Source organism: Streptomyces sp. SM1 (genome assembly GCF_002910825.1).
Taxonomy (GTDB): Bacteria; Actinomycetota; Actinomycetes; order Streptomycetales; family Streptomycetaceae; genus Streptomyces; species Streptomyces okerensis.
In genome coordinates, this window is record NZ_NEUB01000942.1 from 1 (window position 1) to 16,498 (window position 16,498).

General features: G+C 70.3%; 11 protein-coding genes, 1 tRNA gene and 2 pseudogenes. 3 read left to right on the forward strand and 11 right to left on the reverse strand.

From position 1 onward, the window contains the following. Together B9S61_RS42845 and B9S61_RS32725 are read right to left on the reverse strand one after the other, a co-directional pair. A pseudogene (locus tag B9S61_RS42845) lies at window positions 1-315 on the reverse strand (hypothetical protein); the annotation flags it as partial. Window positions 316-486: 171 nt separating this feature from the next. Continuing rightward, window positions 487-1,845, reverse strand: coding sequence for a peptidoglycan-binding protein (locus tag B9S61_RS32725; protein WP_103545427.1), 1,359 nt, complete (start codon window positions 1,843-1,845; stop codon window positions 487-489). 209 nt (window positions 1,846-2,054) lie between these two features. Between B9S61_RS32725 and B9S61_RS32730 the strand changes: the two genes are divergently transcribed. The 3 genes from B9S61_RS32730 (at window position 2,055) to B9S61_RS32740 (ending at window position 6,571) form a co-directional block, all read left to right on the forward strand. After that, a tRNA-Lys gene (locus B9S61_RS32730) sits at window positions 2,055-2,128 on the forward strand. A 457-nt stretch (window positions 2,129-2,585) separates the two neighbouring features. Continuing rightward, the gene (locus tag B9S61_RS32735) at window positions 2,586-4,634 is read left to right on the forward strand and encodes a glycosyltransferase family 2 protein (protein ID WP_103545428.1); all 2,049 of its coding nucleotides are present in this window, start codon (window positions 2,586-2,588) and stop codon (window positions 4,632-4,634) included. After that, window positions 4,631-6,571: a kelch motif-containing protein gene (locus B9S61_RS32740; protein ID WP_103545429.1), complete on the forward strand. Its 1,941-nt coding sequence runs from the start codon at window positions 4,631-4,633 to the stop codon at window positions 6,569-6,571. The genes B9S61_RS32735 and B9S61_RS32740 overlap by 4 nt, the downstream gene beginning before the upstream one ends. Before the next feature lie 416 nt (window positions 6,572-6,987). On the opposite strand, the gene B9S61_RS32745 is transcribed toward B9S61_RS32740, so the two are convergent. The 9 genes and pseudogenes from B9S61_RS32745 to B9S61_RS32785 form a co-directional block, all read right to left on the reverse strand. After that, window positions 6,988-8,505, reverse strand: coding sequence for a cell wall metabolism sensor histidine kinase WalK (locus B9S61_RS32745; protein WP_103545430.1), 1,518 nt, complete (start codon window positions 8,503-8,505; stop codon window positions 6,988-6,990). Beyond that, a complete protein-coding gene (locus B9S61_RS32750) occupies window positions 8,502-9,239 on the reverse strand; it encodes a response regulator transcription factor (protein WP_103545431.1) in 738 nt (245 codons plus the stop codon). Before B9S61_RS32750 ends, B9S61_RS32745 begins: the two co-directional genes overlap by 4 nt. Before the next feature lie 135 nt (window positions 9,240-9,374). Then, entirely contained in the window at window positions 9,375-10,040 is a 666-nt protein-coding gene (locus B9S61_RS32755) for an ABC transporter ATP-binding protein (RefSeq protein WP_103545432.1), read from the reverse strand. 37 nt (window positions 10,041-10,077) lie between these two features. After that, entirely contained in the window at window positions 10,078-11,541 is a 1,464-nt protein-coding gene (locus tag B9S61_RS32760; protein WP_103545433.1) for an ABC transporter permease, read from the reverse strand. Between the two features lie 110 nt (window positions 11,542-11,651). After that, window positions 11,652-12,503, reverse strand: a pseudogene (locus B9S61_RS32765) (IS5 family transposase). A 146-nt stretch (window positions 12,504-12,649) separates the two neighbouring features. Then, window positions 12,650-13,690: a glycoside hydrolase family 6 protein gene (locus B9S61_RS32770; protein WP_103545434.1), complete on the reverse strand. Its 1,041-nt coding sequence runs from the start codon at window positions 13,688-13,690 to the stop codon at window positions 12,650-12,652. Window positions 13,691-14,074: 384 nt separating this feature from the next. Further along, window positions 14,075-14,800 (reverse strand): sortase domain-bontaining protein, encoded by a 726-nt coding sequence (locus B9S61_RS32775; protein ID WP_103545435.1) that lies wholly within the window; start codon window positions 14,798-14,800, stop codon window positions 14,075-14,077. A gap of 90 nt (window positions 14,801-14,890) precedes the next feature. Then, the gene (locus B9S61_RS32780) at window positions 14,891-15,670 is read right to left on the reverse strand and encodes an HAD-IIA family hydrolase (RefSeq protein ID WP_103545436.1); all 780 of its coding nucleotides are present in this window, start codon (window positions 15,668-15,670) and stop codon (window positions 14,891-14,893) included. A 201-nt stretch (window positions 15,671-15,871) separates the two neighbouring features. Then, a partial coding sequence (locus tag B9S61_RS32785) for an ROK family protein (RefSeq protein ID WP_146065012.1) occupies window positions 15,872-16,498 on the reverse strand: 627 nt, incomplete at its 5' end.

Sequence of the window (16,498 nt, forward strand, 5' to 3'; positions counted from 1 at the left end):
GTTCGCACGGGCGGGGAGTGCGGGGCGGAGTCGCACGGGGGGTGCGGAATCGAGGGCGTCGGGGTCGGGGGGTTCGCTGCCTGCCTGGTCGGGATGGTCTGCCCTGTCTGCGCCGTCAGAGCGGTCTGCGCGGAACAGGAGGTGGATGGGAATCTCGGTGGTGGACCCGGTGTGGATGAGCCGGGCGGGGCGGGTGACCGTCGCGCCGGACCGAGGCTCCCCGGGGTCGGTGAGGGGCTCCGGGATGTGACCGGGACTGTGTTCGGGGGTGTGTTCGGGGGTGTGTTCGGGGGTGTGGGACGTCGTCGTGGTCATGCGTGCCTCCAGCCTCCGCGCCAGATGCTTCACATCGAGGGACTCGCACTGCCAGGGGTGGTCGGTGTCCAGGTGGGTTGTACGGGGTGGGTGGGCCGTGAACGGGCGGTGGTGCGAGCCGGGGGGTGTCTGCGCAGCCCGGCGCCTGCGGGGAGTTGGGGGGAGAGGGGGTCATGAGAAGAGGCGGCGCCAGGTTTCCGGGCCCGGGGTGCCGTTGGCCGCGCCGCCGCGCCAGCCCTGGGAGCGCTGGAACGCCTCCACCGCGCGGCGGTCCTCCTCGTCCCAACGCGGTCCGGGCCCTTCGGTGTAGTACCGCCCGAACCCCTTCGCCACCAGTTGCCTGCCCAGCCGGGTGACGTGTTCGTTCTCCGCGCCGGAGCGGAACGGTGCCCGGCCCGGATAGCCCGGCACCCCGTGCGAGGAGAGAAGGGGCGACGGGCCGCCCGACCCGTAAGCGGAAGGGGAACCTGAGGATCCGGATGGGATGTCCAAGCCCTCCCCGGTCACCAGCAGGTCCCAGGTCGACGGCCCCGGCAGACCGTCCGCGGCCGCGCCCCGCCACCCCTGCGCCTCCTGGAACGCCCGGACCGCCCTGCGGTCCGCGTCCGTCCAGCGCGGGCCCGGCGGGGAGCCGTAGAGCGGCCCGGCGCCACGGCGGACGAGCATGGCACCGAGATTCGTGACGAATTCGTTGTCCGCCCCGGGGCCGAAATACGCCACCCCGGGGAACGGCGTCCGGGACGGCACCGAGGCCGCCGGCTCGCCCGCCCCGCCCGCCGTGCCGCCGGTCACCCCCTTGTAGCGGTACGGCACATAGCGCGCGGAGTTGCTCCAGTAGGCGTAGGGAGTGGTCGCCCGCCGGGTGTGGGGGCGGGTCTGCTCGTGGACCAGGTACCGGGAGCGTGAGGAGTCCGCCCAGCCGCCGAAAAGGACGACGTGCGACCCGCTGTAGGGGTCGGCGGAATGGTGGAAGAGCAGAATGTCACCCGGCTGGAGTTCGTCCTTGCCGATTCTCTCCGCGTGCTGTCCGAGGCTGCCGGTCCATTCGTTCCCCGGCAGGTTCCAGGCCATCGACACATAACCCGAACAGTCCTGCCGGTAACCGTCGGACCAGAAGGAGGTCACGCTGTACGGAACTTTCCGGGTGACCCATTTCCGGGCCCGTTCGATGATGGCCGCGCGGGTGATCGCGGGCGTCCGGGTGGACCCCGGGGGCGGTCCGGGCGGAGTCGGCCGACCGTCGGGACCGTACAGCGGCGCCCGCCACCCCTGCGGCGCCTGTGGCCCCTCACCTGCGGTGATGCCGACCTCTACGGGCTGCCGGCCCTGCGGGGCGGCGACCGAGGGGGCCGCGGGGACGCCGATCGCGGCGGACGCCAGGGCGGCCACGACGAGGGCGGCCCGGTGCGCCGCCGGATGCCCCGGGGTGCGGCCGGCCGGGGAATGCGGCAGAACGCGCCGCCAGTGCGCACAGCCCGGGCAGTCGCAGTCACCGGCCGGATCGAATTCCTCGAACACCGGAGACCTCATGCGATTCCCCTCACACTCCCGGCCGATTTCTCCACAGCTGTGCACGTCGGCCAGTTTGGCAACTGTCGCGCGCACGCGCATGTTGACGGCCCGAATGATGCAAAGGGGCCGCGAACCGGTCGGCCGGGGGGTGCGGACGCGGGGTCCCGGGCCCGCCGGAGGTGGTCCGGGGCACCCTCCGGGGTCCTGTAGAGTTGCCCCGTCAGCGCGCGCCGCTAGCTCAGTTGGTTAGAGCAGCTGACTCTTAATCAGCGGGTCCGGGGTTCGAGTCCCTGGCGGCGCACCGACAGGACGGGCCCCTCGTGCAGACGAGGGGCCCGTCGGTTTTGGCCGGATTTCCTCTCGCGCGCATTGAGCGGAACGCTTCCGCCCCACGTATCGAACAGGGCCCCACCGGCCCCCCTCGGACGTCACAATGGTCGCGTATGTCCGGTGTACATCGCGTTTCGCACCTTGCGATCATGATGAACACCGTAGAACCTGGTCTCTTCAAGAAGCTGCGGGTTCGCGGCTGTTGGGGGGCAGGGAACCGGTTGCCCGCGGAACGGGGCGAGGGGCCCCTCCGGGAAGCGATGTCGCGGGGGCGTCCTGCAACCGGAAGAGCGCTGTGCCGTGTCTATAAGGTGTGAATGACGTGGTGACAGCGGTCGGCCACTGACACGCCCGTGAAGGTCGAGGGGGACCGACACGGACGTACGGAAGCAACGAAGCATGCGCGGGAGCGCGTGGGGGGATGACTCATGACGTCGACGCCGACGGGCGCCCGGAAGGGCGATGACCCGTCCGAGACGACCCAGCTCAGGGTGCCCGCTCATCGGACGGGGAACACGGGCACGTTCCGCCGGATCAAGAAGACGCTGCCGAGATACGACTACGAGCACTACAGCCGGCTCGCGGGTCCCCTCACCCAGCCTGATCCGAACAAGCCCTACAAGGTCCAGTACCGCTCGCTGATCGGCCAGGAGCCGCACCGCATCCGCATCGCGCTGATGCTCATCGCGGCCCCGGTGCTGTCGCTGGTGCTGCTGGTGTGGCTGCTGCAGCCCTCGCACTGGACCGAGCGGGACTACGTGGAGTTCGAGTGGCTGCCGGCCCTCGACATCGTCATGCTCGTCTCGATCGGCCTGATCGAGTTCTTCCGCTGCATGAACGTGCTGTCGAACGCGCACGCCACCCTGGTCGCCCGCGATCCGGTCCCGGTGGTGCCGGAGACCGGTACCCGCGTGGCCTTCCTCACCTCGTTCGTGCCCGGCAAGGAGCCGATCGAGATGGTGACGAAGACCCTGGAGGCGGCCGTCAAGATCCGCCACCGGGGTCTGATGCACGTCTGGCTGCTCGACGAGGGCGACGACCCCGAGGTGAAGGAGGTCTGCGCCCGTCTCGGCGTGCACCACTTCTCCCGCAAGGGCGTCGCGAAGTGGAACCAGAAGAAGGGCGCCCACCGCGCGAAGACGAAGCACGGCAACTACAACGCCTGGCTGGACGCGCACGGCGACGACTACGAGTACTTCGCCTCGGTCGACACCGACCACATCCCGCTGGCGAACTACCTGGAGCGGATGCTCGGCTTCTTCCGCGACCCGGACGTCGGCTTCGTCATCGGCCCGCAGGTCTACGGCAACTACGACAACTTCGTCACCAAGGCCGCCGAGTCCCAGCAGTTCCTCTTCCACGCCCTGATCCAGCGCGCCGGCAACCGCTACGGCTCGCCGATGTTCGTGGGCACCTCCAACGCCGTCCGTATCAAGGCACTGAAGCAGATCGGCGGTCTGTACGACTCGATCACCGAGGACATGGCGACCGGCTTCGAGATGCACCGCCACAAGAACCCGGCGACGGGCAGGAAGTGGCGCTCGGTCTACACCCCCGACGTACTCGCGGTCGGTGAGGGCCCCAACGCCTGGACGGACTTCTTCACCCAGCAGATGCGCTGGTCGCGCGGTACCTACGAGACGATCATCGGACAGTACTGGAAGGGCTTCCACTCGCTCCCGCCGAGCAAGCTCTTCAACTACACCATGATGATCATCTTCTATCCGATGTCCGCCCTCAACTGGATCCTCGCGGCGATCAGCTGCGCGCTGTTCCTGGGCCTGGGCGCCTCGGGTGTGAACATCGACCCCACGATCTGGCTGATGCTCTACGGCAACGCCTCCGCGCTGCAGATCGGCCTCTACATCTGGAACCGCCGCCACAACGTCTCGCCGCACGAGCCCGAGGGCTCCGGCGGTGTGGCCGGCATGGTGATGTCCGCGCTGTCGGCCCCGCTCTACGCGAAGGCGCTGATCGACGCCGTCCTGCGCAAGAAGAGCAAGTTCGTCGTCACCCCCAAGGGCGACTCGGCCAGCCCGGACACCTGGTTCGGGACCTTCCGGTACCACTGGTACTTCATCCTGATCTTCGTCGGCTCCATCGCCGCGGGCTTCGTCTACGGGCACTCGCACCCGGCGATGGTCATCTGGGCCACCTTCGCCCTGCTCATCACCGCCGCGCCGATGTTCGCCTGGCGCCACGGCATGCGCCAGGACCGGAAGAAGCCCGGCGCCCACGCGGGGGGACGGCAGCCGGACGCCGCCGAGGCGCCCCGGACGCAGGAGCTGCCGCAGCAGTACCCCGCGCAGCAGCACGCCCCGCACCAGCCGCAGGCCCGGCCCAGCTGGGCCGGGTCCCACGGCGCACCGGGCGGATCGGGCGGCCCCGAAGGGCCGGGAGGACCCGGGGGCGGCAACCCCGGAAACGACCAGACCATGCACATCGCCCTGGGTGGACTTGGGGGACGTAAGGAATGACTGACCGTGCAGGCCGCCGCCGCGCCCGTCGTATCGCGATAGGCACGGCGGTGGTGCTAGCGCTGGCCGGGATGAACGGGCCGTGGCTGTACCGCTTCGGCACCGAGAAATACCACCAGTACAAGATCAACCAGCCCGAGTACAAGGCCGCGAACGGCAAGTGGGAGATCGTCGACTTCCCCGAGGAGTACCGGCAGAACACCATCCACGCGGCGCTGCTGCGCACCGGCAAGGTGCTGCTCGTCGCGGGATCGGGAAACAACCAGGACAACTTCGACGCGAAGAAGTACGACACCCGGATCTGGGACCCGGTCAAGGGGACCGTCAAGAAGGTGCCGACGCCCACCGACCTGTTCTGCACCGGCCACACCCAGCTGGCCAACGGCAACCTGCTGATCGCGGGCGGCACGAAGCGGTACGAGAAGCTCAAGGGTGACGTGAAGAAGGCGGGCGGCCTGATGGTCGTCCACAACGAGAACCCGGACAAGCCGATCACCCTGCCGGCGGGCACCAAGTTCGTGGGCAAGGAGAACGGCAAGACCTTCGTCTCCAAGGACCCCGTGCTCGTCCCGCGCGCGAAGAAGAACTTCGACAAGGAGACCGGCGAGTTCCTGGGCAACACCCCGGGCTACGGCCGTACCTACGTCGAGGCGCAGAAGGACGGCAACAAGTACGCGACCGGCACGCAGGACAACTACACCGTGCGGGGCCTGAAGGGCGAGGACGCGCACAACACGTACGGCATCGCCGAGAAGCTCGCCCTGGACAAGAAGGACTTCCAGGGCATCGACGACGCCTTCGAGTTCGACCCGGTCGCCGAGAAGTACATCAAGGTCGACCCGATGAAGGAGTCCCGCTGGTACCCGACGCTCACCACCCTGAGCGACGGCAAGATCCTCAGCGTCTCCGGCCTCGACGACATCGGCCAGCTGGTCCCGGGCAAGAACGAGGTCTACGACCCGGAGACCGGGAAGTGGAGCTACACCGGCAAGGAACGCCAGTTCCCGACGTACCCGGCGCTGTTCCTGATGCAGAACGGCAAGATCTTCTACTCGGGTTCGAACGCGGGCTACGGGCCGGACGACGTGGGCCGCGAACCGGGCGTCTGGGACGTGGAGACGTACGACTTCGAGAAGGTCCCCGGGCTGAGCGATCCCGACATGATGGAGACGTCCGGCACGGTGCTCCTGCCGCCCGCGCAGGACGAGAAGTACATGGTGATCGGCGGCGGCGGGGTCGGCGAGTCCAAGCTGGCCAGTGAGAAGACCCGGATCGTCGACCTCAAGGCCGACGAACCGAAGTTCGTCGACGGGCCCTCCCTGGACAAGGGCACCCGCTACCCGCAGGCCTCGATCCTGCCCAACGACGACGTGCTGATCACCGGCGGCTCGGAGGACTACCGGGGCCGCGGCGACTCCAACATCCTCGAGGCGCGGATCTACGACACGGAGAAGAACGAGCTCAAGCGGGTCGCCGACCCGCTGGTGGGCCGCAACTACCACTCCGGCTCGATCCTGTTGCCCGACGGCCGCGTGATGGTCTTCGGCTCCGACTCGCTCTACGCCGACAAGGCCAACACCAAGCCGGGCGAGTTCGAGCAGCGCATCGAGATCTACACCCCGCCGTACCTGTACGGCGACGAGGCGCAGCCCGGCCTGTCGGGCGGGCCGGAGACCATCGAGCGCGGTGAGTCCGGCACCTTCACCTCGAAGGACGCCGCGTCCATCAAGAGCGCCCGGCTGATCCGGCCGAGCGCGTCGACCCACGTCACCGACGTGGACCAGCGTTCGATCGAGCTGGACTTCGAGGCCGACGGGGACAAGCTCACCGTGACGGTTCCGGAGAACCGGAACCTGGTGCAGTCGGGCTGGTACATGCTCTTCGTCAACGACGCGAAGGGCACGCCGAGCAAGGCGCAGTGGGTGCAGGTCCCTTAGCGGGGCATGGGGCGGCTTCTTACGGGGGTCTCGTGGCCGGTTCGGCCGCGGGGCCCCCTCGCGGTTCTTCGCCCGCGGGCCCGCCGTGGCCGGTCGCGCAGTTCCCCCGCACGCCTTTGAAAACCTGCGGGCCCGTGGCACGCGCTTCTGGCGCCGGAAGGGCCACGTCCTAGGCAGTTTCGTCTGGATCATCGGGTGGACCAGAGGAAGGTGTCTGTGCTGTGGCGTCCTGCCAGGTCGATGGTCGTCGTCTTCTCGTAGCGGGTGGCGGTGCCGCGCCACTGCTATGGCGGTTGCTGCGCCGGCTTCGGATGCGCGGCCGCGCTGCTGAGCCGGGAGCGGGCGGCGAGTGAGCAGACCTTGGCCGTCGTGCGGCAGCCGCTGCAGGTCTGCTCGGCGGACCTGCAGCTTGGGGATCAGTTTGCTGGAGGGAGTGGCAGGACGAGGCGGAAGGTGACGCCGCGGTTCTGGCCCGTGTCGAGTTCGAGGCGGCCGCTGTGGCCTTGGGCGATGGTCGTGGCGATGGCTAGGCCCAGTCCGGAGCCGCCTCGTGCTCGGGTGCGTGCGGGGTCCGCCCGGTAGAAGCGCTCGAACACGCGCTCCGCGTGGGTGGCCGTCAGCCCGGGGCCGTCGTCTTCGACCTCGATGACGGCGACTCGGGTTCCGGCCGGGAAGGGTGGTGCCATGCTGACGCGTCCCAGTGCGTCGGTGCCACCGGTGCGGGCACCGGCCCGGCCCTCTCCTACACGCACGTGGATCCGGGTGCCGGGTGGGGTGTGGGTGTGGGCGTTCGCCAGCAGGCTATCGACGATCTGCCGGAGACGGTGGGGGTCTCCCACGGCTTCCACCACATCTAGTTCCCCCTCTCCCTCCCCGTCGGTGTCGGCGGTGCGCTCGCGTAGGGGCGACAGGCTCACGGGGTGATTCGGTCGCTGCAGGGCTGCCGCGCTCACCGCGTCTGCGGCAAGGGACAACAGGTCTACGTGTTCCTGCTGGTAGTCGGGGTGCCGGTCCAGCTGGGCGAGTAGTTGAAGGTCGTCGACGAGCAGGCTCATCCGCTCCGCGTTCTGGGCGATGTGCCGGTCGGCTTCCTGCCGTTCCGTGGCGGTGCGGCGGTCGGAGCGCAGTGCGAGCTGGGCGAATCCCTGGATGGCGGTCAGCGGGGTGCGCAGTTCGTGTCCGGCGTCGGCGACGAAGCGGCGCAGCCGCCCCTCTGAGGTCTCGCGCTCGTGCAGGGCCTGCTGGAGTCGGTCGAGCATGGTGTTCAGTACGGTGCCGAGCCGTCCGATCTCGGTGTGCGGGTCAGTGTCGGGCAGTCGTAGGTCGAGCTGCCCGGCGGTGATGGCTTCGGCGGTGCGCTCCATCCGGGTCAGCGGGAGCAGGCTGAGGCGGACCACTCCACGGCCCAGCACCCACACGGTCACCACGGTGATGACGAGAAGCAGGCCGTTGAGCCAGAGGATCTTGGATGTGGCTCCGTCCACGGTGTCGAGCGGCAGGGCGATGACGGCGGTCAGGTCGCGTGGTCCGTCCCGGCGCAGGACGCGCCAGTTTCCGTCTCCGGTGTCGGCCGCCACCGAGGTCGGGCTGCCTTCGGCCGGAAGGCGGTCGATGCTGTCGGGGAGCTGAGGGCCGGGCCTGTCGTCCGTGCCGAGTTTCTGGGGCAGGCGGTTGCCGCGGGCGTCGTAGAAGTAGACGCGGAAATCCGAGGGCAGCGCCTCGGGTTCCGGCTTGCCGGGGCGGCGTGTGTCAAGGAAGGCGTAGGCGGGGACGGGCCGGAAGTCGGCGAGCCTTTGGTCGACGCCGTCGAGGAGCCAGGACCGCAGGACGAGGAAGCCGATCAGCTCGGCGGCCAGCACGGCCAGTGTGGCCAGTACGGTGACTCCGAGGACGAGACGTCGACGCAGTGAGCGGGGCGCGCGGAGGCCGGTCAACGGTCCGCTGTTCCGTGACTCGTGCGCGGCACGCGCAGACTGTAGCCCACGCCGCGGACGGTGTGGATGAGCGGCGGGTCGAAGCAGTCGATCTTCTTGCGCAGGTACTTGATGTAGGTCTCGACCACGCGGGTGTCGCCCGCGAAGTCGTACTGCCACACATGGTCCAGGATCTGGGCTTTGCTCACCACCCGGCCGGCGTTGTCCATGAGGTACGACAGCAGCTTGAACTCGGTCGGCGAGAGCTGTATGTACTGGCCGGCCCGGCGTACCTCGTGTGCCCTCTCGTCGAGTTCGAGGTCGGCGTAGCGCACGACGGTGTCCGGCAGCAAGGCATCTGAACCCAGGGTTCGCCGCAGGATGGCCTGGATGCGGAGGAGCACTTCCTCGATGTTGAAGGGCTTGGAGACATAGTCGTCGGCGCCCAGGCTCAGCCCCTGGATGCGGTCGTCCACGCCGGTGCGGGCGGTGAGGAGCAGAACGGGTACCAGGTTGCCGGCCGCGCGCAGCCGGCGGGTCACCTCGTAACCGTCGAGGTCGGGCAGCATGATGTCCAACAGGATCAGGTCGGGCTGCAGGCGCGCGGCCTCGGCCAGCGCGGCGGCCCCCGTACCGGTGCTCCGCACGTGGTAGCCGGTAAGACTCAGCGTCGATTCGAGCAGCGTGCGGATGCTGGGCTCATCCTCGACGACGAGAAGCCGGTGCTGCCGCTTCTCTTCGGTCCGCTCGGTCATATCGGCTTACATTCCGTTCTCTCACCAAGGTCCCGGCACTCGCTGCCCGTCCTGGAGGCTATCCCCGCACCGGGCCTTGCGCGCCGTCGGCGTGAGGGGCGCGCCGGGCCCGGTGCGGGAGCACAGTGGGGTTTGTCAGGCCGCCAGCTTGCCCTTGCGGAGGGTGACCGCCCGGGGGGCCTGGTTGGCCAGGTGGGAATCGTGCGTGACCATGATGAAGGTCAGTCCGTCCTCCTTGCAGCGGGTCTGCAGGACGTCCATGATCTCGTCGCGGGTGGACTCGTCGAGATTGCCCGTCGGCTCGTCCGCCAGCAGTACCTGCGGCTTCTTGACCAGTGCCCGGGCGATGGCCACCCGCTGCTGCTGGCCGCCGGACAGTTCGCCCGGCACGTGGCCCAGCCGCTCTCCCAGCCCCACCGAGGTGAGGGCCTCGGCGGCCAGTTCGCGCCGCTCCTTCGGCTTGGCGCCCAGCGGCACGAGGGCCGTTTCGACGTTCTCCTGGGCGGTGAGGGTGGGGATGAGGTTGAAGCTCTGGAAGACGAAACCGATCTTCTCGCTGCGCAGGCGGGTCAGGCGGGCCTCGGGCAGCTTCGCCAGGTCGACGCCGTCGAGCAGCACACTGCCGGAGGTCGGCCGGTCCAGGCCGCCCAGCAGCTGCAGGAGGGTCGACTTGCCGCCGCCGGTGGGGCCCTTGATGACCAGGTAGTCGCCTGCGGTGATGGTGAGGTCCACTCCGGCGAGCGCGTCGACGACGCCCTTGCCGCGGGTGTAGCGCCGGGTGACGCCAGTGAGTTCGTACATGGTGTGGTTGCTCCTGCGGAGGGGGGAGGAGGGCCGGTCAGGCGACGCGGGAGAGGGCGTCGGCGGGGCGGAGCCGGGAGGCGCGCCACCCGCCGAAGCCACCGGCGACGAGGCCGCCCGCGACGGCGAGGCCGACGGCCAGGACGATCACGGAGAGGCTGACCGGCGCGGTGAGCACCACGTCCAGCGTCCGTGCGGCGGTTTCGCGTGCGGCGCCGCCGCCCATTCCGCCACCGCGGCCGCCCACGCCTCCACCGCCACCGGGGCCGCTCATACCGCCGCCGGAAGCGCCCAGTTCCGCAGAGAGCGAGGGCCCGAACGCGGTAACCGCCCACGCGCCGGCCAGGCCCAGCCCGATGCCCAGCGCGCCACCGACCAGGCCCGTCACGACGGCCTCGCCGACGACCTGCCCGGTGACTCGGCGCGAGCGCCAGCCCAGGGCCTTGAGGGTGCCGAACTCCCGCACGCGCCGGGCGACGGCGGACGAGGTGAGCAGGCCGGCGACCAGGAACGCCGCCGCCAGGACCACCACGGACAGCCAGCGGCCGACCGTCTCGGCGAGGCCGGAGGCGGTGGACAGGGACCCCGAGACGGTGTCCGCCAGATCCTCGGACGTGGTCACCGTGGCATCCGGAACGGCCTTGAGCACCGCGGACTCCACCGCACCGAGCTGCTGCGTGTCATTGGCCTGCACGTAGACGGTGGTGATCTTGTCCTTGGCATCGGCCAGGGCCTGCGCCTGGGCGAGCGGCAGGTAGACGTTGGCGGCGGCCTCCCCGCTGGTCGCGGTGGCCACGCCGACGATCTCGAACTCCGTGTCGCTCACCGTCACCGTGTCACCGGTGGTGAGCTTCTTCTCCTTGGCGTAGGCGTTGTCCACCACGGCCACCTTCGCCGACGTCTCCGACGTCTCGAAGCCGCGCCCCTCGGTGATCTCAGAGGAGGACAACGGACCCATCTCCGGATGCGCGACGTCAGTGCCGTACACGGTGAAACTGTCGATGGAGAAGTCGGCGCCCCCGCCCGTCACCTCACCATCCGAGCCGCCACCCCGCCCAGCGCCCGGCCGCTGCTGGAACTGGCCGCGGCTGAACTCGCCGTCGACCTTCACCACGTTGAGGCTGAGCCCGCCCACAGCGTCCGCCACACCGTCCGCCTTCGCCACGGACGAGACCGTGGCGGCGTCCAGAGTCTGCAAGCCCTGCACCATAACCCGGTCACTGCTCTGCCGCTCACCATCCTCCCCGTCGCCACCGGCGTCGAAGCGGAACCGCGGCCGCTCGCCCCCGGTCTCCGACGGCGGTTCGGGGGCCTTGGTGACGGTCATGTCGGTACCGAGCCCGTAGAGGGACTCCAGGACCTGCTCCTGGGCCTTCCCCATACCGGTGGAGACAGCGTTGACCACGATGACAAGAGCGATACCCAGAGCCAGCCCGGACGCGACGACCAGCGCCGACTTTCTCCGGCGGCGCAGCTCGCGACGCAGATAGGTGAAGAACATGCGCCGCACGCTAAGCGGACGACCTGGCAGCACCGTGAGCGTTGTGTGAGAGAACACCGAGAGTCCCACCGCAACGGACACCGCACTTGGCCCGTGATGACGTCCTTCGGTCATCGGGCCGACCAGAGGAAAATGCCCGCGATGTGGAGTCCGGCCAGGTAAATGGTCGCGGTCTTCTCATAACGAGTGGCGATGCCACGCCACTGGTCCGCTCGACGGTGTTGCGCTGCTTGTACGCCTCCCGGTCGAAGGCAGGCGGTCTGCCACCGGCTCTTCCGCGCCGCACCCGGTTGGCCCGTGGGTCGGCCCGTTCGGGATCACCGCGCGGATACCGCGTCTGCGCAGGTGAATGCGGATCTCGCGCGAGGAGTACGCCTTGTCGGCCAGGATCATGTCCGGCCTGGTGCGGGGTCGTCCACCGCGTCGAGGCACCCGCAGGCCGGGCAACACCTGGGTGAAGGCGGGTGCGTCGCCAGCCTGTCCGGCGGTGAGGACGAACGCCAGGGGCCGGCACCGGCCGTCGGCCGCAAGGTGGATCTTCGTGGTCAGTCCGCCGCGGGAGCGACCGATGGCGTGGTCGTCCGGCTCACCGTCAGGGGCCCCTTTTTGCGGACCCCGGACGCGTGCTGGTGAGCGCGCACGATCGTGGAGTCCACCGAGACGGCCCAGGCCGGGTGCTCATCTGCGTCGGCCAGGGCCACCAGCGCGGTGAACACCCGCTCCCAGGTGCCATCGACAGCCCACATCCGCAGCCGGTTGTAGACGCCCCGCCAGTTGCCGTACTTCTCCGGCAGGTGCACCCATTGGGTACCAGTCTGGAACTTGTAGGCGATCGCGTCGATCACCTCACGATGATCCCGCCACCGGCCACCTCCCTTCGGTGTCCGGTCTGGGAGCAACGGCTCGATCCGCGCCCACTGCGTAGTCAACGGCACACCCGGACCAACGACCGACTGATCCAAACGAAACCGCCTAGGGCGCGGGGAACTGCGCGACCAGCCACGACCGGTCCGCGGCCGAAGAACCGCGAGAACCCCGAACCCCTCAGGGGCGCGGGGAACTGCGCGACCAGCCACAACCGGCGCCCGCGGGCGGAGAACCTCCGGCGTTACGCGGAGCCCTCCGCGAGCTCCAGGGCGTAGTCGGCCCACCACTGGCCGGCCTTGGGGCCACCCTTGCACTCACCGTCCGACTCTCCCGGACGTTTGATCCACAGGTAGGCGTCGACGAGAGGATCGGCCGTCTTGACCGTCGGGGTCTCGCCGAGCGCGCGGCCGGGCGGATTGCACCAGCGCTCGTCCGGGGCGCCCTCGGTGTAGGGCCCGTTGCCGTTGCGGCTGGTGTCGATGACGAACGGCTTGCCGCCCACCTTGGCGGAGAGCTGCTTGCCGTAGCCGATGGAGTCCTCGGTGGAGTAGAAGTTCGACACGTTCACCGAGAAGCCGTCGGCCCGGTCGATGCCCGCCCGCTTGAGCGGGTCGAAGATCTGGTCCGGGTTGCCCCAGCCGGCGTTGCCCGCGTCGAGGTACACCTTCGTGTTCTTCAGGCCCTTGAGTTTGGCGACGGCGCCGCTGAGGAGGTCGTAGCGCTCCTCGTGGAACTGCTCCGGCGTGCAGCCGTCCACCAGGTGCAGCACCGCGTCGGGCTCGAGGATCACCGTCGCCGGACGGTCCCCGATGCCCCGGGCCACGGCGTCGACGAAGCCCCGGTAGGCGTCGCCGTCGGCGGCGCCGCCCTGCGAGTACTGGCCGCAGTCGCGGTGCGGGATGTTGTAGAGGACCAGCAGCGCGGTGCGGTCGGCCTCCTCGGCGCCCTCGATGAGACCGCGGACCTGCTCCTCCGGATTCTCCGGGCTGATCCACTCGCCGACGGGCTGCTCGGCTATCTTGCGGATCTGCTCCGCCTCCGTCTTCTTGCCGTCCTGCCGCAGTTCGGCGACCTTGCGAGCGGAGAGGCCGTCGGGATTGACCCAGAACGGGTCGGTCTCCTTCGGCTGCTGCGTGATGCCCGCGCCGGCTGCCTCGCCCTGGCCGTCCCCCTCGCCGTCGCCGTCGCCGGACGAACACCCCGTGATCAGCAGTGCCGCCCCCAGCACCGCTGCGGACGCCCGCCTCCCGGCGAACGCCCCGACCCCCCTGCTGCCGTACATCCAACCCCCCTTGGGTGCACTTGTTCCATGTGTGCGGAGCCCCAATCCTGACATACGTCCCACGACCGTCACGAGGCCGAGCCCGCCTTGTCCACCGGCTGTTACAGCCCGCCGTCCCGGACCGGCCCGCCCCGCGCGCGTCGAGCCCTGCCACCAGGACCGCCTGCGCCGATCACGGAACGCGACCGGTCCGGTACGTGACGTGCGTCAACCCCTGGGCGCGGGCCCGGCTTTGCCCCTACAGTCGTACGCACCGAGCCGCTGCCGGTCCTCGGGTACGTACCGGGGGCCGTCACGGCCTCCCGCGCGGCGCGCCGGGTCACTCCCGCGGCCCGTGCGCCCGCGCGGTCGAGGGCCGGCCCAGCTGATCAGTGGCCCGGACGCTCACCTGCCGGCCGGGTACGCCGAGACGATCACCGGGGCGGCGCAGGCGCCGGACGTCGGGGCGGGGGTCGCGCCGCAGGTGATCAACCGGAGTCCGGCCCGTCCGTCGTCGCCGCCGTCGCCACGGCTGTCGCTGTCGCCATAGCTGTCGCCGTCGCCGTCGCCGTCGCCGAGAGGAGCGGAGACCTGCCGGGCGTCGAGTCCGTCCCGCCCGGCGGCCCGGACGTCCTCCACGGTGAACGTGACGACCTCACCGTCCGCACGGACCACCCGGATCTCCTGACCGGCGGCGAGTCCGGCCCCCGTGCCGGCCGGCCCCGCCATCAGCGCGGTACCGGACGCGCCCGGGGCCACCCCGTCGGCGTACCAGGCGACCGCACCCGCCCGTCCCGCCGGCTTCAGGGTGCCCTTCTCGTCGAGGTCACCGGCGACCACCGGTGCCTGGACCCCGAGACCGGGGATGTCGAGACGCCGAGGTGCCGCGCCGTTCGCGTGCCGGTCCGCGGGGGCCGGTTCGGCCCGGGGCGGCCGTCCGGCCGCTGCCATGTCTCCGGTGGCGGGCCCGGCCGTCCCGGCGGGTACGCCGTCCGGCCCGCTGCCGCCCCACAGCCACAGCCCGAGCAGCAGCACCAGCCAGGCGGCTCCGGCGAGCAGCCGCCCGGTACCGGACGGAAGCCGTTCCCGGCCCTCCTCACCCGCACGGAGGGTGACACGCAGCGAGCCCATCGTGGACCTCCAGACACCTGGAGGGTCCCCCGACGGACTCGGCCCCGCATCCTCACGCCCGCGGCGCCTACTCCGTGCGGGTGAACGCCGTCAGACCAGGTCGACCAGGTCCGCGATGGAGTCGACGACCTGCGACGGCCGGTACGGGAAGTCCTCCACCTGCTCCGGCCGGGTCAGGCCGGTGAGCACCAGGAACGTCTGCATCCCGGCCTCTATGCCCGCCAGGACGTCGGTGTCCATGCGGTCGCCGATCATCGCGCTGCTCTCGGAGTGGGCCCCGATGGTGTTGAGCCCGGTGCGCATCATCAGCGGGTTCGGCTTGCCCGCGAAGTACGGCTGCTTGCCGGTCGCCTTGGTGATGAGCGCGGCCACCGCGCCGGTCGCGGGGAGCGGGCCCTCGGCGGAGGGGCCGGTCTCGTCGGGGTTGGTGCAGATGAAACGGGCGCCGTCGTTGATGAGACGGACCGCCTTCGTCATGGCCTCGAACGAGTACGTGCGCGTCTCGCCCAGAACCACGTAGTCGGGTTCGTGGTCGGTGAGGATGTAGCCGATGTCGTGCAGCGCGGTGGTGAGCCCGGCCTCGCCGATGACGTACGCCGAGCCGTTGGGACGCTGGTCGTCCAGGAACTGGGCCGTGGCGAGCGCGGACGTCCAGATGTTCTCGATCGGCACCTCCAGGCCCATGCGGCGGAGCCGGGCGTGCAGGTCGCGCCCGGTGTAGATCGAGTTGTTGGTGAGGACGAGGAAGGGCTTGCCCGACTCGCGCAGCTTCTTGATGAAAGCGTCGGCGCCGGGAATCGGTACGCCCTCGTGGATCAGCACCCCGTCCATGTCGGTGAGCCACGATGCGATCGGCTTGCGGTCTGCCATGTGCGGGATCTCCTGCCGTAACGCGGTCCTGCGTGCGCCCCAGCCTAAACAGGCCCGGATCATGAGGGAATGGCCGACCGGGGGCGGCATGGCGACGGGGGCACGGCGAACGGGCCGGTCGTACCTCCGCGGCGGCGTCCGCGAGGGCTCGGTGAGCCGCGCCCCTCCTCAGCCGTGGGGCTCAGCGAGCCGCACGCCTCCTCAGGCGTCCCCCCGCCCGAACACGGGCGCCAGCACCAGCTGGGCCGCCCCCTCCGCGACGCCCCGCACCCCGCCGGGGGCGACCCGTACCGGAACCCGCACGGCACTTCCCCCGCCGGCCCGTCGCGAGCGAGCGCCGAGCACCGCTTCCACCCCGCTCACGAACACCTCGGGAGCCGCCGCGACGGTACGCCCGCCCAGCAGCACCCGATCCATGTCGAGCAGCCCCACCAGATTCGCCGCGCCCGCCCCCAGCACCCTCGCCGCCTCGGCGAGGTCGTCCCGCGCGACGGCCCTCAGACACAGCGCCTCGACGCACCCCCGCGCACCGCAGGTGCATTCCGGCCCGTCCAGCTGGATCACCTGGTGCCCGAACTCCCCCGCCCCGGTCCTCGCCCCCCGGTGCACGCTTCCCCCGATCACCAGCCCGGCCCCCAGGCCCGTACCGAGGTGCAGGTAGGCGAAGGAGCCGCCCTCGCCGCCCACCGCCAGCCCCAGCGCGGCCGCGTTCGTGTCCTTGTCGACGACCACCGCGACCCCGAGCCGCTCCGCCAGCGCGTCCCGCAGCGGGAAGCCGTCCCACTCGGGGAACCCGGTCACCCGGCGCAGCACACCCCGCCGGTGGTC